General features: G+C 59.2%; 12 protein-coding genes, 2 tRNA genes and 3 rRNA genes. 15 read left to right on the forward strand and 2 right to left on the reverse strand.

Annotation, left to right across the window (positions count from 1 at the left end):
• Positions 1-7 precede the first annotated feature (7 nt).
• A complete protein-coding gene (locus K226_RS0106265) occupies positions 8-1,105 on the forward strand; it encodes a chemotaxis response regulator protein-glutamate methylesterase (protein WP_024813996.1) in 1,098 nt (365 codons plus the stop codon).
• Positions 1,106-1,158: 53 nt separating this feature from the next.
• Here the strand turns inward: K226_RS0106265 and K226_RS0106270 are convergent, their stop codons facing one another.
• Positions 1,159-3,057, reverse strand: coding sequence for an ATP-binding cassette domain-containing protein (locus K226_RS0106270; protein WP_024813997.1), 1,899 nt, complete (start codon positions 3,055-3,057; stop codon positions 1,159-1,161).
• 606 nt (positions 3,058-3,663) lie between these two features.
• Here K226_RS0106270 and K226_RS0106275 point away from each other — a divergent pair.
• From K226_RS0106275 to K226_RS0106340, 14 genes are all read left to right on the forward strand, one after another.
• Positions 3,664-5,196: ribosomal RNA gene (locus K226_RS0106275) — 16S ribosomal RNA — on the forward strand.
• A 91-nt stretch (positions 5,197-5,287) separates the two neighbouring features.
• A tRNA-Ile gene (locus tag K226_RS0106280) sits at positions 5,288-5,364 on the forward strand.
• Between the two features lie 33 nt (positions 5,365-5,397).
• Positions 5,398-5,473, forward strand: a tRNA-Ala gene (locus tag K226_RS0106285).
• A gap of 369 nt (positions 5,474-5,842) precedes the next feature.
• Positions 5,843-8,721: ribosomal RNA gene (locus K226_RS0106290) — 23S ribosomal RNA — on the forward strand.
• 160 nt (positions 8,722-8,881) lie between these two features.
• Positions 8,882-8,994, forward strand: a 5S ribosomal RNA gene (rrf, locus tag K226_RS0106295).
• The 16S, 23S and 5S rRNA genes sit together here with 2 tRNA genes alongside, the layout of an rRNA operon.
• Positions 8,995-9,369: 375 nt before the next feature.
• Positions 9,370-9,765: a MerR family DNA-binding transcriptional regulator gene (locus K226_RS0106300; protein WP_024813998.1), complete on the forward strand. Its 396-nt coding sequence runs from the start codon at positions 9,370-9,372 to the stop codon at positions 9,763-9,765.
• A gap of 119 nt (positions 9,766-9,884) precedes the next feature.
• On the forward strand, positions 9,885-10,268 hold the full coding sequence (locus tag K226_RS0106305) for a PaaI family thioesterase (protein ID WP_114656824.1): 384 nt from the start codon (positions 9,885-9,887) through the stop codon (positions 10,266-10,268).
• A gap of 36 nt (positions 10,269-10,304) precedes the next feature.
• Positions 10,305-11,495: an isovaleryl-CoA dehydrogenase gene (locus K226_RS0106310; protein WP_024814000.1), complete on the forward strand. Its 1,191-nt coding sequence runs from the start codon at positions 10,305-10,307 to the stop codon at positions 11,493-11,495.
• A gap of 33 nt (positions 11,496-11,528) precedes the next feature.
• Positions 11,529-12,188, forward strand: a complete 660-nt coding sequence (gene can / locus K226_RS0106315) for a carbonate dehydratase (RefSeq protein ID WP_024814001.1) — start codon at positions 11,529-11,531, stop codon at positions 12,186-12,188.
• A 16-nt stretch (positions 12,189-12,204) separates the two neighbouring features.
• Complete coding sequence (gene aceK / locus K226_RS0106320) at positions 12,205-14,004, forward strand: bifunctional isocitrate dehydrogenase kinase/phosphatase (RefSeq protein ID WP_024814002.1); 1,800 nt, start codon at positions 12,205-12,207, stop codon at positions 14,002-14,004.
• A gap of 36 nt (positions 14,005-14,040) precedes the next feature.
• On the forward strand, positions 14,041-15,234 hold the full coding sequence (locus tag K226_RS0106325; protein ID WP_024814003.1) for an acetyl-CoA C-acyltransferase: 1,194 nt from the start codon (positions 14,041-14,043) through the stop codon (positions 15,232-15,234).
• 152 nt (positions 15,235-15,386) lie between these two features.
• The gene (locus K226_RS0106330) at positions 15,387-16,058 is read left to right on the forward strand and encodes an SDR family oxidoreductase (RefSeq protein ID WP_024814004.1); all 672 of its coding nucleotides are present in this window, start codon (positions 15,387-15,389) and stop codon (positions 16,056-16,058) included.
• Between the two features lie 48 nt (positions 16,059-16,106).
• Positions 16,107-17,237, forward strand: coding sequence for an acyl-CoA dehydrogenase family protein (locus K226_RS0106335; protein WP_024814005.1), 1,131 nt, complete (start codon positions 16,107-16,109; stop codon positions 17,235-17,237).
• Between the two features lie 70 nt (positions 17,238-17,307).
• Positions 17,308-17,970, forward strand: a complete 663-nt coding sequence (locus K226_RS0106340) for an HAD family phosphatase (RefSeq protein ID WP_011806863.1) — start codon at positions 17,308-17,310, stop codon at positions 17,968-17,970.
• A gap of 263 nt (positions 17,971-18,233) precedes the next feature.
• Here the strand turns inward: K226_RS0106340 and K226_RS20390 are convergent, their stop codons facing one another.
• Positions 18,234-19,994: a methyl-accepting chemotaxis protein gene (locus tag K226_RS20390; protein WP_024814006.1), complete on the reverse strand. Its 1,761-nt coding sequence runs from the start codon at positions 19,992-19,994 to the stop codon at positions 18,234-18,236.
• Positions 19,995-20,046: the final 52 nt, after the last annotated feature.

Here is a 20,046-nt window from a genome sequence, read left to right on the forward strand (position 1 = left end):
TGAGGGAATGAGCAAGAAAATTCGAGTGGTGGTGGTGGATGATTCGGCGCTGGTGCGCAGCTTGCTCGCGGAAATCATCAACCGACAGAGGGACATGGAGTGCGTTGGCACGGCGAACGATCCACTGGTCGCACGCGAAATGATTCGCGAACTGAACCCCGATGTGATCACCTTGGACGTTGAGATGCCGCGCATGGACGGCATTGATTTTCTTGGCCGATTGATGCGCTTGCGACCTATGCCGGTGGTGATGATTTCCACCCTGACAGAGCGCGGTGCAGAGGTCACCATGAAAGCGCTGGAGTTGGGTGCCGTGGATTTTGTGGCCAAGCCGCGCGTGGGGCTGGCGAGCGGAATCAATGAGCTCGCCTCCCTGATCGTAGACAAGATCCGGGTGGCCGCGGTGGCCCAGGTGCGCCGTTCTGCGCCGCGTGAGGTGGCTGCGTCCGCTTCGTCCGGTGGGGTTGCTCATCCTGCACCAGCAACGGCGTTGCTGGGCCGGTTGTCGACAGAAAAGCTGATTTGCATCGGTGCATCGACCGGCGGCACGGAGGCAATTCGCGAAGTGCTGGTGCAGATGCCGGCAGACTCGCCGGCGATTGTGATCACCCAGCACATGCCGCCCGGCTTTACCACCAGTTTTGCGGCGCGGCTCAATGGCTTGTGTCAGATCACGGTCAAGGAAGCGGTCAATGGTGAGCGCATCCTTCCGGGGCATGCCTATATTGCCCCCGGTGGCACCCAGTTTCATGTGGCGCGCAGTGGCGCCAATTATGTCGCGGTGGTGGACGATGGCGCACCAGTCAATCGTCACAAGCCATCGGTGGAGGTGCTCTTCAAATCTGCGGCTGCCGTGGTGGGCCGCAATGCATTCGGCATCATGCTCACGGGCATGGGCAACGATGGAGCGGCTGCGATGAAGGAGATGAAGGACGCAGGCAGCTACAACTATGTGCAGGATGAAGCGAGTTGCATCGTGTTTGGCATGCCGCGCGAGGCCATTGGCCACGGTGCGGCAGATGAGGTGCTTCCGTTGAACCAGATTGCCTCCGCCTTGATCACGCGGTTGCGCGGAGCCACCGACCGCCTGCACCACCGCATCTGAGATGCTGCCCGCAAAGCGCCGGGAGCGCCTTGTGGCCTGTAAAAATCAGCGTGTCAGGTGGAAAGCGCTGACCAGCGTTCGAGCGCTGCCATCAGTTGCTCCTCAATTTCTCCTTCGCGCGCGTGGAGGGTAGCTGCCCTGGCGGCGTCCTGGCTGTACACCTTGCCGTCGGCCAGCTCATCCTGCAAGGTTTTTTGCTCGGCCTCCAGATCGGCGATGCGTTGGGGCAATTGATCCAGTTCTCGTTGCTCTTTGTAGCTAAGTTTCTTTTTTGATAGCTGCTCAGGCTTATCTGATAGGCGCTCAGCCGTTGTTTCGCTCAAATTTTGTGCCGCGCGCTCCTTCGGCGTGGGCGCAGCCGCCGTCAGGGCCCGGCTTCGCTTGGATTGGATCAGCCAATCCTGCACACCGCCCTCGTATTCACGCCAGTTGCCATCGCCTTCGAAAGCGATGGTGCTGGTTACCACGTTGTCCAGGAAGGTGCGGTCGTGGCTTACAAGAAATACGGTGCCTTCATACGATTCCAGCAGATCTTCCAGCAAGTCCAGCGTGTCGATGTCCAGGTCATTGGTCGGCTCGTCGAGCACCAGCACATTGGCGGGGCGCGCAAACAGCCGCGCCAGCAATAGTCGGTTGCGCTCACCGCCGGACAGGGACCTCACAGGTGAATGTGCACGTGCCGGGGAAAACAGGAAATCGCTCAGGTAACTTTTGACATGCTTGCGCTGTCCGCCAATCTCGATCCACTCGCTGCCGGGGCTGATGAAGTCCTCTAGGGTGGCATCCAGGTTGATCGCGTGTCGCATCTGGTCAAAATACGCCACCTGCAAGTTGGCACCCTGGCGGATCTGGCCTTCGTCAGGCTGAAGTTCACCCAGGATGAGCTTCAGCAAGGTGGTTTTTCCCGCACCGTTCGGACCAATCAGCCCGACCTTGTCACCGCGCAGGATCGTGGCACTGAATTTTCGAACAATGGTCTTGTCGCCAAATGCCTTGCTAACCCCGGTCAGCTCGGCAACGATTTTTCCCTGGTAGCCGTTTTGCGAACCCGTAGCGACATCCATCTTGACGCTGCCCACAACATCTCGCCGCGCCTCGCGACGAGCGCGTAGATGCTCAAGCCGGCTGATTCGGCTTTGGCTGCGGGTACGCCGCGCTTCCACGCCCCTGCGAATCCACACCTCTTCCTGCGCCAGCAGTTTGTCTGCCTTGGCTGAAATTACGGCTTCTTGCGCAAGCTGGTCTTCCTTCTGCACAAGGTACTGAGCGAAGTTACCGGGATACGAGCGCAGCTGTCCTCGGTCCAGCTCCACAATCCGGGTTGCGACCCGGTCCAGGAACGCCCGGTCATGGGTAATCGTGACAACGCTGCCCGGAAAGTCGAGCAGCAAGTCCTCCAGCCATTCAATAGAGTCAAGATCCAGATGATTGGTGGGCTCGTCCAGCAGCAGCACATCCGGCCGTGTGACCAACGCCTGGGCGAGCGCAACGCGCTTCTTTGTGCCGCCGGAGAGCGTCCCTACGATCGCATCCGGATCCAGGTGCAGGCGTTGCAGCGTCTCTTCGACGCGCTGCTCCCAGTTCCATGCGTCGTACGCTTCAATCACGGACTGCAGCGCGTCGAGATCAAGCCCATCTGCTCCTGACAGGTATTGGTCCCTCACGGCAATCACATGTTGCAAGCCTTCAGAAACCGCCTTGAAAATGGTGACTTGCTGATCAAGGGTCGGCTCCTGAGCTACGTAGGCGATACGAACCCCCTGCTGGACGTGCAGGTTGCCATCGTCTGGCTTGGCCAATCCCCCCAGAATTTTGAGCAAAGAAGATTTGCCTGCTCCGTTGCGCCCGATCAGGCCAACGCGCTCCGCGGTTTCAAGGGAAAAGCCGGCGTGATCCAGCAGTGCGACATGCCCAAATGCGAGTTGGGCGTCCAGTAAGGTGATAAGTGACATGGTGGCGCTGATTATCAGGGGAGCGACCATTGACGGTTGGTGTTGGGCGGGGGCGGGTCATGCCGTACAGTGCATTTCGCTTGCGAAGCGTCGTGACGGGAATCAGTATTCCGCTGACTTGCAAAGAATCGACGACCTGCTTCAGGCGTCAACTTTTCCATGCTATAGTTGCAGGCTTCGCTGCTCAGAGGCGTCCCTGTTGGGAAGATCTGGGTGGTGGGGGTGAGGTTTTGCAAAAAGGTGTGATTTTGGGTTTGATTGGGTAAAAACCCGGTATATAATTCAAGGCTGCGCTGAGAGTAGCGAGTTGCCGAAGATGGTGGCTTGTGAAGAAAGTGCAAAGACCTTCGAGTTGACAGGTTATTAAAAAGCCTGTTATAATTTAAGGCTCAGCTGATCGCAGCTAAGTCAGGAAATCAAGAAAGCTTTTGCTGTTTTGGTATCTGGTTCATTAAAAATATACAGCCGATAAGCGTGGGCGTTTGATGGCGAGTGCCAAGTTCTTTGGAACTAGTGCTTAGCACTACAAACGCTCATGAGAGAGAAGTGAAGTTCACTTCAATTCTTAATTATGAGTTGCTCGAAAGAGCGAAAAAAATCAAGATCGAACTGTAGAGTTTGATCCTGGCTCAGATTGAACGCTGGCGGCATGCCTTACACATGCAAGTCGAACGGTAACAGGTCTTCGGATGCTGACGAGTGGCGAACGGGTGAGTAATACATCGGAACGTGCCCGATCGTGGGGGATAACGGAGCGAAAGCTTTGCTAATACCGCATACGATCTACGGATGAAAGCAGGGGACCGCAAGGCCTTGCGCGGACGGAGCGGCCGATGGCAGATTAGGTAGTTGGTGGGATAAAAGCTTACCAAGCCGACGATCTGTAGCTGGTCTGAGAGGACGACCAGCCACACTGGGACTGAGACACGGCCCAGACTCCTACGGGAGGCAGCAGTGGGGAATTTTGGACAATGGGCGAAAGCCTGATCCAGCCATGCCGCGTGCAGGATGAAGGCCTTCGGGTTGTAAACTGCTTTTGTACGGAACGAAAAGACTCCTTCTAATAAAGGGGGTCCATGACGGTACCGTAAGAATAAGCACCGGCTAACTACGTGCCAGCAGCCGCGGTAATACGTAGGGTGCAAGCGTTAATCGGAATTACTGGGCGTAAAGCGTGCGCAGGCGGTTATATAAGACAGATGTGAAATCCCCGGGCTCAACCTGGGAACTGCATTTGTGACTGTATAGCTAGAGTACGGCAGAGGGGGATGGAATTCCGCGTGTAGCAGTGAAATGCGTAGATATGCGGAGGAACACCGATGGCGAAGGCAATCCCCTGGGCCTGTACTGACGCTCATGCACGAAAGCGTGGGGAGCAAACAGGATTAGATACCCTGGTAGTCCACGCCCTAAACGATGTCAACTGGTTGTTGGGAATTCACTTTCTCAGTAACGAAGCTAACGCGTGAAGTTGACCGCCTGGGGAGTACGGCCGCAAGGTTGAAACTCAAAGGAATTGACGGGGACCCGCACAAGCGGTGGATGATGTGGTTTAATTCGATGCAACGCGAAAAACCTTACCCACCTTTGACATGTACGGAATCCTTTAGAGATAGAGGAGTGCTCGAAAGAGAGCCGTAACACAGGTGCTGCATGGCTGTCGTCAGCTCGTGTCGTGAGATGTTGGGTTAAGTCCCGCAACGAGCGCAACCCTTGTCATTAGTTGCTACATTTAGTTGGGCACTCTAATGAGACTGCCGGTGACAAACCGGAGGAAGGTGGGGATGACGTCAAGTCCTCATGGCCCTTATAGGTGGGGCTACACACGTCATACAATGGATGGTACAAAGGGTCGCCAACCCGCGAGGGGGAGCCAATCCCATAAAGCCATTCGTAGTCCGGATCGTAGTCTGCAACTCGACTACGTGAAGTCGGAATCGCTAGTAATCGTGGATCAGAATGTCACGGTGAATACGTTCCCGGGTCTTGTACACACCGCCCGTCACACCATGGGAGCGGGTTCTGCCAGAAGTAGTTAGCCTAACCGCAAGGAGGGCGATTACCACGGCAGGGTTCGTGACTGGGGTGAAGTCGTAACAAGGTAGCCGTATCGGAAGGTGCGGCTGGATCACCTCCTTTCTGGAAAACCGCATTCAAAATTGAACGCCCACACTTATCGGTTGTTGGAACAAGCCGCAGACTTGCGAAGCTATTTGCAAGGCTGAGGAATGGGTCTGTAGCTCAGCTGGTTAGAGCACTGTGTTGATAACGCAGGGGTCGTTGGTTCGAGCCCAACTAGACCCACCAAATTCCAATTGCTAGATACGGTAAGAGGACACTGGGGGATTAGCTCAGCTGGGAGAGCACCTGCTTTGCAAGCAGGGGGTCGTCGGTTCGATCCCGTCATCCTCCACCACCAACGACGACAAGAAGTAATTCGGTCATTCAACACCAAAGCGGCTTTGAGCAGAAATGTGAAAGGCCTCTTTGTTGTTGATCAATATCATTTGATCAATCGGCTGTTCTTTAAAAATTCATAGAGTCGAATCAGAGTTGTCGGCGGAAACTGCACATTCGTAAAGGTTTAGTGCAGACCGTGCCGCTGGCAACAAGAATTTTTGATTGCGTCAAAACGAATATTCAAACCTAGTTTGAAATTCTTAAGTAATACGATGACAACCTGAAAGGGTTGAAATTGTTTACGGCATAACGCGTCAGGTGAAAGACCTGGCAATTCCTTGAAAGATTAGGCTGAGATATCTTGAAAGAGATGTCAAAGTTATAGGGTCAAGTGAATAAGAGCATGTGGTGGATGCCTTGGCGATTACAGGCGACGAAAGACGTGATAGCCTGCGATAAGCTTCGGGGAGCTGGCAAATAAGCTTTGATCCGGAGATTTCTGAATGGGGAAACCCACCTCGCAAGAGGTATCGCATGATGAATACATAGTCATGCGAGGCGAACCGGGTGAACTGAAACATCTCAGTAGCTCGAGGAAAAGACATCAACCGAGATTCCGAAAGTAGTGGCGAGCGAAATCGGAAGAGCCTTCTATTGATAGCACGACTGTTAGCAAAACGGAATGGAAAGTCCGGCCATAGCAGGTGATAGCCCTGTATGCGAAAACAGACGTGTGGTACTAAGGTAGAGACAAGTAGGGCGGGACACGAGAAATCCTGTCTGAATATGGGGGGACCATCCTCCAAGGCTAAATACTCGTAATCGACCGATAGTGAACCAGTACCGTGAGGGAAAGGCGAAAAGAACCCCGGGAGGGGAGTGAAATAGATCCTGAAACCGCATGCTTACAAAAAGTAGGAGCCCTTAGGGGTGACTGCGTACCTTTTGTATAATGGGTCAGCGACTTACATTCAGTGGCAAGGTTAACCGAATAGGGAAGCCGTAGAGAAATCGAGTCCGAATAGGGCGAATCAGTCGCTGGGTGTAGACCCGAAACCAAGTGATCTATCCATGGCCAGGATGAAGGTGCCGTAACAGGTACTGGAGGTCCGAACCCACTAGTGTTGCAAAACTAGGGGATGAGCTGTGGATAGGGGTGAAAGGCTAAACAAACTTGGAAATAGCTGGTTCTCTCCGAAAACTATTTAGGTAGTGCCTCAAGTATTACCGTCGGGGGTAGAGCACTGTTTAGGCTAGGGGGTCATGGCGACTTACCAAACCTATGCAAACTCCGAATACCGACGAGTACAGCTTGGGAGACAGAGCACCGGGTGCTAACGTCCGGACTCAAGAGGGAAACAACCCAGACCGCCAGCTAAGGTCCCTAAAATTGGCTAAGTGGGAAACGAAGTGGGAAGGCTAAAACAGTCAGGATGTTGGCTTAGAAGCAGCCATCATTTAAAGAAAGCGTAATAGCTCACTGATCGAGTCGTCCTGCGCGGAAGATGTAACGGGGCTAAGCCAGTTACCGAAGCTGCGGATGTGCAATTTATTGCACGTGGTAGGAGAGCGTTCTGTAGGCCTGTGAAGGTGTCTGGTAACGGATGCTGGAGGTATCAGAAGTGCGAATGCTGACATGAGTAGCGTTAAAGGGGGTGAAAAGCCCCCTCGCCGTAAGCGCAAGGTTTTCTACGCAACGTTCATCGGCGTAGAGTGAGTCGGCCCCTAAGGCGAGGCAGAGATGCGTAGCTGATGGGAAACAGGTCAATATTCCTGTACCGATGTGTAGTGCGATGTGGGGACGGAGAAGGTTAGCTCAGCCAACTGTTGGATATGTTGGTTCAAGCCTGTAGTCGTGCCCGGTAGGCAAATCCGCCGGGCTTAGATGAGGGGTGATAACGAGGCTGCTTGCAGCCGAAGTGAGTGATACCCTGCTTCCAGGAAAAGCCACTAAGCTTCAGCTACACACGACCGTACCGCAAACCGACACTGGTGCGCGAGATGAGTATTCTAAGGCGCTTGAGAGAACTCAGGAGAAGGAACTCGGCAAATTGATACCGTAACTTCGGGAGAAGGTATGCCCCAAGTAGGTGAACCTGTACAAGGCGAGCCCAAAGGGGTTGCAAAAAATCGGTGGCTGCGACTGTTTAATAAAAACACAGCACTCTGCAAACACGAAAGTGGACGTATAGGGTGTGACGCCTGCCCGGTGCTGGAAGATTAAATGATGGGGTGCAAGCTCTTGACTGAAGTCCCAGTAAACGGCGGCCGTAACTATAACGGTCCTAAGGTAGCGAAATTCCTTGTCGGGTAAGTTCCGACCTGCACGAATGGCGTAACGATGGCCACACTGTCTCCTCCTGAGACTCAGCGAAGTTGAAATGTTTGTGATGATGCAATCTCCCCGCGGAAAGACGGAAAGACCCCATGAACCTTTACTGTAGCTTTGTATTGGACTTTGAACAGATCTGTGTAGGATAGGTGGGAGGCTTTGAAGTGAGGTCGCTAGATCTCATGGAGCCAACGTTGAAATACCACCCTGGTGTGTTTGAGGTTCTAACCTAGGTCCATTATCTGGATCGGGGACAGTGCATGGTAGGCAGTTTGACTGGGGCGGTCTCCTCCCAAAGCGTAACGGAGGAGTTCGAAGGTACGCTAGTTACGGTCGGACATCGTGACGATAGTGCAATGGCATAAGCGTGCTTAACTGCGAGACTGACAAGTCGAGCAGATGCGAAAGCAGGACATAGTGATCCGGTGGTTCTGTATGGAAGGGCCATCGCTCAACGGATAAAAGGTACTCTGGGGATAACAGGCTGATACCGCCCAAGAGTTCATATCGACGGCGGTGTTTGGCACCTCGATGTCGGCTCATCTCATCCTGGGGCTGTAGCCGGTCCCAAGGGTATGGCTGTTCGCCATTTAAAGAGGTACGTGAGCTGGGTTTAAAACGTCGTGAGACAGTTTGGTCCCTATCTTCCGTGGGCGCTGCAGATTTGAGGAAGCCTGCTCCTAGTACGAGAGGACCGGAGTGGACACACCTCTGGTGTATCGGTTGTCACGCCAGTGGCATTGCCGAGTAGCTAAGTGTGGAAGAGATAACCGCTGAAAGCATCTAAGCGGGAAACTCGTTTCAAGATGAGATCTGCCGGGGCCTTGAGCCCCCTAAAGAGTCGTTCAAGACCAGGACGTTGATAGGTCAGGTGTGGAAGCGCAGTAATGCGTTAAGCTAACTGATACTAATTGCTCGTGCGGCTTGACCCTATAACTTTGACAGCCTGTCTTCACATCCCCCAAAGATGTGTCAGACATTCTCTTCAAAGATTGTTATGCCAAGTTGACGCATTCAAAAAAACACACAATCTGATTCCAAACTCTATGAATTCGCCGAGCTGTTCCAGTAACAGCTCAGCACTCAGTTATGCCTGATGACCATAGCAAGTTGGTACCACTCCTTCCCATCCCGAACAGGACAGTGAAACGACTTTGCGCCGATGATAGTGCGGGTTCCCGTGTGAAAGTAGGTCATCGTCAGGCTCTTACAGCCCAGCAACGCCCCCCTCTGTGATCAGAAGGGGGCGTTTCTGCTTTGGAATTGCCAAAACACTGCACACCAAACTCAATGCCTGCCAAGCCAGCCGGCAAACGTTGCATCCGGTGAGTCTGCTTTGCACCTTATCGCCGTGGGAGCTCGGGTCGCTGGCCGCTAGATCGCCCAAGCGGTGGTGTTCATGCTGGCAAGCCGTTTACGCCAGCGTGTATTTGAAAGAGGCGGCAGTGGTAGTCAAATCGCCTATGGTGCAAGTTGCGGTACTATTGACGTTAACGTAAACGTCAGACAGCGTTGCACAGTGGCCATCGTTTGCAGCAGGAAGTTTCCTGTCCAAAGCGGCACTGCAATGCTGCGCCACCATGGCTCACACCTACACCATCAGTGATCTTGCCAAAGAGTTTGATCTCACCACGCGCGCCATTCGTTTCTATGAAGATATGGGTCTATTGCAGCCCGAGCGCAATGGACCTGCGGGTCGCAGCCGGGTTTACAGCGCGCGGGACCGCACGCGCCTGCGCCTGACGTTGCGTGCCAAGCGTCTTGGCCTGTCATTGAGCGAGGCCAAGGAGATCATTGACCTCTACGACAGCCCGCGAGATACCGGTGTGCAATTGCAGAAATTTCTGGATGTTCTCGTCGTTCACCGGCGGCAACTCGAAGACCAGCTGGCTGACCTTCAGGCGAATCTGGAAGAAGTTCAAGAGCACGAAAAGGAAGCGCGGGTATTGCTGCGAGCCATGGAAAACCAAAAATAGTTGATAATTGACGTTTACGTAAACGTAAATCAGGAGTGAGTGTGAGCACAACCCCTTTCGAGGTCAAGGCGCCAGGCTACGTCGCTCGGGTTCACGACAGTTTTGCGCTGCAAGGGGCCATGCAGACCCTTGGTGCACGCCTCGGTCTTGTTGCTCCCGGTGCTGTGAATATTGAACTGGATTGGGCCGCAGGTCTGACCCAGCAGCACGGCTTTTTGCACGCGGGCATGGTGGCCACCGCCCTCGATTCAGCCTGTGGCTACGCCGGATTGACCTTGATGCCAGAAGAAGCGGCTGTCCTCACCATCGAGTTCAAGATCAACCTTCTGGCGCCTGCCCGTGGCGAGCGCTTTCGCATGGAGGGCCGGGTGCTCAAGCCTGGCCGCACCATCACTGTTTGCGAAGGGCGCGCCTACGCGCTCGATGGCACCCACGAAAAGCTGGTGGCCACCATGGGCTGCACGCTGATGGCAGTCACTGGCCGCGAAAACATCCGTCATTGAAAAACCATACCGTTCCATCCATCCGAGGAGACATTCATGAGCGTTCCCGCCAACATTCCAGGCCTCAACTTCCAGCTGGGAGACGATATTGACGCATTGCGCGACGCGGTGCGCGATTTCGCCCAGGCAGAAATCGCTCCGCGTGCGGCAGAAATTGACCAGTCCGATCAGTTCCCCATGGATCTGTGGCGCAAGATGGGCGATCTCGGCGTCCTGGGCATCACGGTGCCCGAGCAATATGGTGGTGCTGCCATGGGCTACCTGGCGCACATGGTGGCCATGGAGGAAATCTCGCGTGCCAGCGCATCGGTGGGTCTGTCGTATGGTGCACACAGCAATCTATGCGTGAACCAGATCAACCGCAACGGCAGCGAGGAGCAAAAAGAAAAATACTTGCCTAAGTTGATCAGCGGTGAACATGTGGGTGCCCTGGCCATGAGCGAGCCCGGTGCAGGCTCGGACGTGATCAGCATGAAGCTCAAGGCCGAGGACAAGGGCGGCTACTACCTGCTCAACGGCAACAAGATGTGGATCACCAACGGCCCGGATGCCGACACCCTGGTGGTGTATGCCAAGACCGAGCCTGAACTGGGAGCACGTGGCGTCACGGCGTTTCTGATCGAAAAGGCCATGCCAGGTTTCAGCATTGCGCAAAAACTCGACAAGCTCGGAATGCGCGGCAGCCATACAGGCGAACTGGTGTTCAACAACGTCGAAGTGCCTGCGGCCAACGTGCTGGGCGGCTTGAACATGGGCGCCAAGGTGCTGATGAGCGGCCTGGACTATGAGCGCGCGGTGCTCACCGGTGGTCCGCTGGGCATCATGCAGGCCGTGATGGACAACGTGGTCCCCTACATCCACGACCGCAAGCAGTTTGGCCAGAGCATTGGCGAATTCCAGCTCATTCAGGGCAAGGTGGCAGACATGTACACCCTGCTGCAGGCCGGCCGCTCATTTGCCTACACTGTGGCCAAAAACCTCGACATGCTGGGCAGCGAGCATGTTCGCCAGGTGCGCAAGGACTGCGCCAGCGTCATCCTGTGGTGCGCTGAACAAGCCACCAAAATGGCGGGTGACGGCATCCAGATTTTTGGCGGCAACGGCTACATCAACGAATACCCGCTGGGCCGCCTGTGGCGCGATGCCAAGCTGTATGAGATTGGCGCGGGCACCAGCGAAATCCGCCGCATGCTGATTGGCCGCGAGCTGTTTGCCGAGACTTGCTGAGTATCCGCTCTCCCCTGACGAATCAAGGACAACATGCCTTCAACGATCGACGACCTGTTTGTTCACAACCGTGCCTGGGCAGCCCAGATGGAGCGCGAGCGCCCCGGCTTTTTCACAGGTCTGCTGGCCCAGCAAAAGCCCAAGTACATGTGGATCGGGTGCTCGGACAGCCGTGTGCCAGCCAACCAGATCACGGGCCTGGAACCTGGTGAGATATTTGTGCACCGCAACGTGGCCAACGTGGTCGTGCCCACTGATCTGAACTGCCTGTCCACCATCCAGTACGCAGTGGATCAGCTGCACATCGAACACCTCATGGTGGTCGGTCACTATGGTTGCGGCGGTGTGCTCGCAGCGCTGGAAGGCACGCGCGTAGGCCTGGCCGACAACTGGATTCGTCATGTGCAGGACGTGCGCGACCGCCACCGTGACCTGATTGTCGCGACGGACCCCGAGCTGCGCCATGACGTGCTTTGCGAGCTCAACGCCATCGAACAGGTGGTCAACATTGCGCAGACCACTGTGATGCTGGACGCCTGGGGCCGTGGTCAAAAGGTCACCCTGCATGGCTGGTGCTATGGCCTCAAAGACGGGCTCATCAACAACCTGCACATGAGCGTGGACAGCACCGAGGGCCTGGAGTCGCTCTACAAGGCCGCCATCGCAGGGGTCGCGGCGGCCCGTCGGCAGTAATTGCGCAGGTCGGTGCATGTTTCCGCAGCGGCTCGACTCCCCCCAGGCCTACGGCATTGCCAAGGCCATGATGGACGGTTTCAACCGCCATTACCGGCTGTTTCGCACCGAGTCGTCGCGGGCCAAGCACCGTTTTGAAACCGCCGACTGGCACGGCCAGCAGCGGGCGCAGCGCGAGCGCATCGAGTTTTATGACCTGCGCGTCAAGGAGTGCGTCCGACGGCTCGAAAAGGAATTCAGCGCGGGCGCGCAACCCATGGATGTGTGGCACCAGGTCAAGCTGCACTACATCGGGTTGCTGGTCAACCACCACCAGCCCGAGCTGGCCGAAACCTTCTTCAACTCGGTCACCACCAAGATCCTGCACCGCACGCATTTTCACAACGACTTCATCTTTGTACGGCCCGCCGTCAGCACCGAATACATCGAAAACGACGAGCCAGCCGCGCGGCCCACTTACCGGGCCTTTTATCCCACGCGCGAAAACCTGCACGAAACGCTGTGCCACATCGTCGAAACCTTTCAGCTCCAGCGGGAGTTTGTGGACCTGCCGCGCGATGCCGGTTGCGTGGTGAGCGCCATGCGCGGCCGGCTCGACAAGGTCAGGCTGCGCGCCAACTTCCAGATCCAGGTGCTCAGCAGCCTTTTTTTCCGCAACAAGGGCGCGTATGTGGTGGGCAAGATCATCAACGGCTTCAACGAAGTGCCGTTTGCCCTGCCCATCCTGCATGACGACGATGGCAGGCTCTTCATTGATGCCGCACTGTTTGGTGAAGACGACCTGCAAATGCTCTTCAGCTTTGCGCGCGCGTATTTCATGGTCGACATGGAGGTGCCCAGCGCCTACGTGCAGTTTCTGCGCAGCCTCATGCCCAGGAAGCCCCGCGCCGAGATCTACAACGCCCTGGGCCTGGCCAAGCAGGGCAAGACGCTTTTTTACCGCGACTTCCTCTACCACCTCAAGCACTCCACCGACAAGTTCCGCATTGCGCCCGGCATCAAGGGCATGGTGATGCTGGTGTTCGATTTGCCAAGCTTTCCGTTCGTGTTCAAGCTCATCAAGGACTACTTCCCGCCTCCCAAGGAAACCACGCGCGAGCAGATCAAGGGCAAGTACCTGCTGGTCAAGCAGCACGACCGTGTGGGGCGCATGGCCGACACGCTTGAATACAGCGAAGTCGCGTTTCCGCGCGAGCGTTTTGACGATGCGCTGATCGCCGAGATCGAGAAATTCGCGCCCAGCCAGCTCGAAATCAGCGACCGCGACGGTGACGGGCACCAGGAAGTCATCATCAAGCACCTGTACATCGAGCGGCGCATGATTCCGCTCAACATCTACCTGCAGGAAGCGTTTGATACCGGCCTTTCCGACCCGCGCGCGCACCAGCAGATGGAGCGCAGCGTCATCGAATATGGCAATGCCATCAAAGACCTGGTAGCCGCCAACATCTTCCCCGGTGACATGCTCTGGAAGAACTTCGGCGTCACGCGCAACGGCAAGGTGGTGTTCTACGACTACGACGAGATCGAATACCTCACCGACTGCAACTTCCGCCGCGTGCCCACGCCGCGCAACGAAGAAGAAGAAATGAGCGGCGAGGTCTGGTACACCGTGGGCCCGCACGACGTGTTTCCCGAAACCTTTGGCCCCTTTTTGCTGGGCAACGACGCCGTGCGCGCCGTGTTCATGCAGCACCACGGCGATCTGCTGGACGTGGCTTTCTGGCAGCAGCACAAAGAGCGCATCCAGGCGGGCCATGTGTACGACGTTTTCCCCTACGACCCCGAGCGGCGTTTCCACCACGCTGCCCACTGATCACCGAGCATTCCCTCAATCTCAAGGAGCCTTCTCATGTCCGCATTGCAACAAGACCCCATCGTCATCGTCGGCGCGGCGCGCACCCCCATGGGCGCCTTCCAGGGTGACTTCTCTGCCCTGGCGGCGCACGACCTGGGCGGCGCCGCCATCCGCGCCGCCGTAGAGCGCGCGGGTGTCCAACCCGATGCTGTGGGCGAAGTGCTGTTTGGCAACTGCCTGATGGCCGGCCAGGGCCAGGCGCCCGCGCGCCAGGCGGCGTTCAAGGGCGGTTTGCCCAAGGAGGCGGGCGCGGTCACGCTCAGCAAGATGTGCGGCTCGGGCATGAAAGCCGCCATGTTTGCGCACGACATGCTGCTGGCCGGCACGCACGATGTGATGGTTGCGGGCGGTATGGAAAGCATGACCAACGCCCCCTACCTGCTGCAAAAAGGTCGCGGCGGCTACCGCCTGGGCCACGACCGCATCTTCGACCACATGATGCTCGACGGGCTGGAAGACGCCTACGAACCCGGCCGCTCCATGGGCACCTTTGGTGAAGACTGCGCCGCCAAGTACGGCTTCACCCGTGCCGAGCAAGACGCCTTCGCCACGGCCAGCGTCGAGCGCGCCAAGGCCGCCACTGCCTCGGGCGCCTTTGCCGCCGAGATCACCCCCGTCACGGTCAAAAGCCGCGCTGGTGAAACCGTGGTCTCCGTGGACGAAGGCCCGGGCAAGGTCAAGCTCGACAAGATCGCCAGCCTCAAGCCCGCCTTCAAGAAGGACGGCACCATCACGGCGGCCTCCAGCTCCAGCATCAACGACGGCGCCGCTGCGCTGGTGATGATGCGCGCATCCACAGCCACCAAGCTCGGCTGCAAGCCGCTGGCGCGCATCGTGGGCCACGCCACGCACGCGCAAGAGCCCGAGTGGTTTGCCACCGCCCCCCTGGGCGCCACGCAGAAGGCGCTGGCCAAGGCGGGTTGGGCTGTGGGGGATGTGGATCTGTGGGAAATCAACGAAGCCTTCGCCGTGGTGCCCATGGCGCTGATGAAAGAGCTGAACCTGCCGCACGACAAGGTCAACGTGAACGGCGGCGCCTGCGCGCTGGGCCACCCCATCGGTGCCTCGGGCGCGCGCATCATGGTCACGCTGATCTACGCGCTGCAGGCACGCGGCCTCAAAAAGGGCCTGGCCACGCTGTGCATCGGCGGCGGCGAGGCCACGGCCGTGGCGGTCGAGCTGGTCTGAGGGCGACCGGGGCAGGGCGCCAGCGGTTCTGGCCGCGCCCCGGAAACGCTTCACGCACTTTCCCGCACCGGGGCACCTGTTGGGTCGTGCCCGGTTTACTATTTATTTGATAGCTGTTCGCGCTTATCACATAAGGGTTAGAGGCCTATTTGATGTCAAATGTCCTGATTTTGGGTGCTTCGCGCGGTCTGGGTCTGGAGTTTGCGCGCCAGTATGTGGCGGACGGTGACCGCGTGCTGGCCACCGCGCGCGATGCCGCCGGGCGCGAGCGCCTGCAGGCGCTGGGTGTGGAAAACGTGCTGACTGTGGACGTGGCCAACCCCGCCAGCATCAGCGGCCTGGCCTGGATGCTGGACGGCGAAAAAATCGACACCGCCCTCTACGTGGCGGGCGTCATGGGCCACGGCACGGCGCTTTCGCCGCCCACGCACGAGCAATTTGACCGCGTCATGCACACCAACGTGCTGGGCGCCATGCAGGCCATTCCGCAGGTCGCCCCGCTGGTCGAGGCCGCGCAAGGGCGCTTTGCCTTCATCAGCAGTGAGTTGGGCCGCATCGGCGGCGTGGCAAGCAGCCACACCTGGCTTTACCGCGTCAGCAAGGCGGCCCTCAACATGGCGGTGGCCAGCGCCCAGCACGACTACCCACGGGCCACGCTGGTGGCGCTTCACCCCGGCTGGGTGCAGACCGAGATGGGGGGTGAACAGGCCCCGCTCACCGCGCCCGAGAGCGTGGCCGCCATGCGCGCCACGCTGGCGCGGCTCACGCCAGCGCACAAGGGCCAGTTCCTGCAACGCGACGGCACCCCTTTCGCCTCGTGGTGAGGCTGCGGGCTTGACACGCAAAAAACACCCATACACCCGAAGACAAACATGCTGCTGACCCAAGACCAGGAAATGATCCGCGACGCCGTGCGCGACTTTGCGCAAACCGAGCTGTGGCCCCACGCCGCCCGCTGGGATAAAGAACACCACTTCCCCAAGGAGGCCCATCAGGGTCTGGCCGCTCTCGGCGCCTATGGCATCTGTGTGCCCGAAGAATTGGGCGGTGCCCACCTCGACTACGTCACGCTCGCCCTGGTGCTCGAAGAAATCGCTGCGGGCGACGGTGGCACCAGCACGGCCATCAGCGTGACCAACTGCCCCGTCAACGCCATCCTCATGCGCTACGGCAACACGCAGCAAAAACGCGACTGGCTCACGCCCCTGGCGCGTGGCGAAATGCTGGGCGCGTTCTGCCTGACCGAGCCGCATGTGGGCTCGGACGCCTCTGCGCTGCGCACCACGGCCGTGAAAGAGGGCGACGAATACGTCATCAACGGCGTCAAGCAGTTCATCACCAGCGGCCAAAACGGCCATGTGGCCATCGTCATCGCCGTCACCGACAAGGGCGCGGGCAAAAAAGGCATGAGCGCCTTCCTCGTGCCCACCAGCAACCCCGGCTACGTGGTGGCGCGGCTCGAAGACAAGCTGGGCCAGCACAGCAGCGACACCGCGCAGATCAACTTTGACCACTGCCGCATCCCGGCCGAGAACCTCATCGGTGCCGAGGGCGAGGGCTACAAGATCGCGCTGGGCGCTTTGGAGGGCGGGCGCATCGGCATCGCCGCACAAAGCGTGGGCATGGCGCGCAGCGCGTTCGACGCGGCCCTGGCGTATTCCAAGGAGCGCGAAAGCTTCAGCACCCCCATCTTCAACCACCAGGCCGTGGGCTTTCGCCTAGCCGACTGCGCCACGCAGATCGAGGCCGCGCGCCAGCTCATCTGGCACGCCGCTGCGCTGCGCGACGCAGGCCGCCCCTGTCTCAAGGAAGCCGCCATGGCCAAGCTGTTTGCCAGCGAAATGGCCGAAAAAGTCTGCAGCGCCGCCATCCAGACGCTGGGCGGCTACGGCGTGGTGAGCGACTTCCCGGTCGAACGCATCTACCGCGACGTGCGCGTGTGCCAGATCTACGAAGGCACCAGCGACGTGCAGAAGATCATCATCCAGCGCGCGCTGGCTTGAATGCTATAAATACAATAGCTAATAGCGCTTGATGCATAAGCGCTAGAGGCCAAAAATACCTGATAAGTTGATGAACTACGAAGCCCTTCTGTTTGACTGCGACGGCGTGCTGGTGGACAGCGAGGCCATCACCAATGGCGTGCTGTGCGCCATGCTGAACGAGGCCGGCTGGGCGCTGGCGCCTGACGAGTGCATGCGGATCTTCATTGGCAAGACGGTGCGCAGCGAGGCCGCGCGCATCGAGGCGCACACCGGCCAGCCGCTGACCGACGCCTGGATGGCCGCGTTTTACGCGCGCCGCAACGCGCTGCTGGAGGCCGAGCTGCAGCCGATCGAAGGCGCCATTGAGGCCGTGCGCGCCGTGCATGCGCGCCTGGGCGGGCGCATTGCCTGCGCCTCGGGAGCCGACCGCTACAAGGTCGAAATGCAGCTGCAGAAAGTGGGCTTGGCGCCGTACTTTGGTGCCAACGTGTTCAGCGGCCACGAAATGCCGCGCACCAAGCCCGCGCCCGATGTGTACCTGGCCGCTGCCGCCGCACTGGGCGTGCCGCCGCAGCGCTGTCTGGTGGTGGAAGACACGGTGACGGGCGTTGCCGCCGGGGTGGCCGCCGGCGCCACGGTGGTGGGCTTCAGCCCCTCGCTGGTGGGGCACGGCGCACCCGAGGCCCTGCTTGCCGCCGGGGCGGTGCGCGTCATTGCCCACATGAGCGAGCTGCCCGCCCTGCTGGGCTGAGAGGCGGAGGCTCTATGGCCCCTGCCCGCCTTGCACGCCACAGCGCGCCGGACCCGTGCCGTCAATGCCCCGCCATCGCCTGTTGGGCCATGGCCTTGCTTTGCGCCTTGATCAGGGGTGTTGACGCGCCGTGCGGGCACGGCCGAAAAAACCTCGGCCTTTGACGCGTCTGCGGCGGGCGCTGCTGGCGCGGCAGGTTCCCGGCTTTCAGTGCGGCAATGCAATGCAGCCCGCCCGCGCAGGGCCGGGCTGCAACCGGTGCCTTAAAACGATTCCCAGTCGTCCTCTGCGCCTGCACTGGCGGTCTTGACGGGTTTTGGCGGATTGGGGGCGTGCAGTGCGGCCGGTTTGGCGGGCGCTGCCTTGAAGGCCGTGGGCTTGCGTGCCGGTGCGGGCATCCGCACCGGGGCAGCCTTGGGTGCGGGGCGGGCTGTGGGCGTGCTGTAAGCGCTGGCGCCGCTCTGGCCGGCATCGAGCTTGAACACCGCCACGGCCTGCACCAGTTCTTGCGCCTGGCTGCTCAGGCTGCCTGCGGCGGCGGCCATCTCTTCAACCAGCGCGGCATTTTGCTGCGTGGCCTGGTCCATCTGCGTCACGGCTTCGCCCACCTGGGCCACGCCGCTGGCCTGCTCGGAACTGGCGGCGTTGATCTCGCCCATCAGGTCGGTCACGCGGCGAATGCTCTGCACCACCTCGGTCATGGTCTCGCCCGCCTGGTCGGCCATGGCGCTGCCTTGCTCCACGCGCTCCACACTGGCGCTGATGAGCTGCTTGATCTCCTTGGCGGCCTCGGCGCTGCGACCGGCCAGGGACCGCACCTCGCTGGCCACCACGGCAAAACCCCGGCCCTGCTCGCCGGCACGCGCGGCTTCCACAGCGGCGTTCAGCGCCAGGATGTTGGTCTGAAAAGCAATGCCATCAATCACGCCAATGATGTCGGCAATGCGCTGTGAGCTCTCGTTGATGCCCTTCATGGTCTGCACCACCTGGCCCACCACCTCGCCGCCGCGCACGGCCACGTCCGAGGCGCTGCGTGCCAGCGCATTGGCCTGGCCCGCGCTGTCGGCGTTCTGGCGCACGGTGGCGCCCAGCTGCTCCATGGAGGCGGCGGTTTCTTCGAGTGCACTGGCCTGGCTCTCGGTGCGGGCCGACAAGTCCTGGTTGCCCTGTGCGATCTCCGAGCTGGCCATGGCCACGCTTTCCGAGCCGCGCCGCACCTGCGACACCACCTGGGCGAGGCCATCTTTCATGGCGGCAAGCTGGGCCATCAGGCTGGTGGTGTCGCCGTCTTTGACGGCAATGGGCTGGGTGAAGTCGCCCCCGGCCACGGCACGGGCCACATCGGCCGCAGTGCGGGGCTCGCCGCCCAGCTCACGCACCAGGCTGCGCGTGATGAGCCAGCCCAGGGCCACCGCCAGCAGCAAGGCGGTAACGCCCAGGCCAATGAGGGTGTTGCGTGCGCTCAGGGCGGTATCCCGTGCATCCGTGCCGGCCGTCACGATGGAGTTTTTCTCGGATTCCACCAGCGCGCCGATGGATGCCTTGTAGCTTGCCAGCACCGGCCGCAGCTTGCTGGCCAGGTATTCGCGGCTTTGATCGGTCTGGTCGCTCCTGATGAAGCCCAGCAATTCTTCCTGGCCAGCCAGGTAAAGCGCGCGCTGCTCCTTCACTTGTTGCAGCAGGGCGCGGTCTTTGGGCTCGGTGAGCGTTTTGTCGAGGGTGTCAAACAGCCGAACGACCTCTTGGCGCGACTGGGCAATGACCTGGGTCTGGCGCTCGCGGTCGGCAGCGTCGGCGTTGAGCATCATGTTGCGCAGCGCAATGGCGATGACGTCGATCTGTGTCGAGAGGTTGGCGGCCGCCACGATGCGGGGGAAATGGTCGGCGACCACGGCTTTGAGGCCCGCACCCATGCGGCCCATGGCCATCAGGCCCATGACCACCGAGGCCACCAGCAAGACACAGACCACGCCAAAACCAACGGTCAGGCGCGTGCGCACGCGCCAGGAAGAAAAATCAAACACGGCAACTCCAGATGAGGGGGTAGGTACCTGCAAGGCAATCCGACGACGCTCG

It is taken from the genome of Acidovorax sp. JHL-3, assembly GCF_000526295.1.
GTDB lineage: Bacteria > Pseudomonadota > Gammaproteobacteria > Burkholderiales > Burkholderiaceae_C > Acidovorax > Acidovorax defluvii.

Coding starts and splice junctions, on each gene's coding strand:
- K226_RS0106340 (WP_011806863.1), top strand. CDS start 17,308: ATGAACTACGAAGCCCTTCTGTTTGACTGCGACGGCGTGCTGGTGGAC.
- K226_RS0106300 (WP_024813998.1), top strand. CDS start 9,370: ATGGCTCACACCTACACCATCAGTGATCTTGCCAAAGAGTTTGATCTC.
- K226_RS0106310 (WP_024814000.1), top strand. CDS start 10,305: ATGAGCGTTCCCGCCAACATTCCAGGCCTCAACTTCCAGCTGGGAGAC.
- aceK (WP_024814002.1), top strand. CDS start 12,205: ATGTTTCCGCAGCGGCTCGACTCCCCCCAGGCCTACGGCATTGCCAAG.
- K226_RS0106265 (WP_024813996.1), top strand. CDS start 8: ATGAGCAAGAAAATTCGAGTGGTGGTGGTGGATGATTCGGCGCTGGTG.
- K226_RS0106305 (WP_114656824.1), top strand. CDS start 9,885: ATGCAGACCCTTGGTGCACGCCTCGGTCTTGTTGCTCCCGGTGCTGTG.
- K226_RS0106335 (WP_024814005.1), top strand. CDS start 16,107: ATGCTGCTGACCCAAGACCAGGAAATGATCCGCGACGCCGTGCGCGAC.
- K226_RS0106270 (WP_024813997.1), bottom strand. CDS start 3,057: ATGTCACTTATCACCTTACTGGACGCCCAACTCGCATTTGGGCATGTC.
- K226_RS0106325 (WP_024814003.1), top strand. CDS start 14,041: ATGTCCGCATTGCAACAAGACCCCATCGTCATCGTCGGCGCGGCGCGC.
- K226_RS0106330 (WP_024814004.1), top strand. CDS start 15,387: ATGTCAAATGTCCTGATTTTGGGTGCTTCGCGCGGTCTGGGTCTGGAG.
- can (WP_024814001.1), top strand. CDS start 11,529: ATGCCTTCAACGATCGACGACCTGTTTGTTCACAACCGTGCCTGGGCA.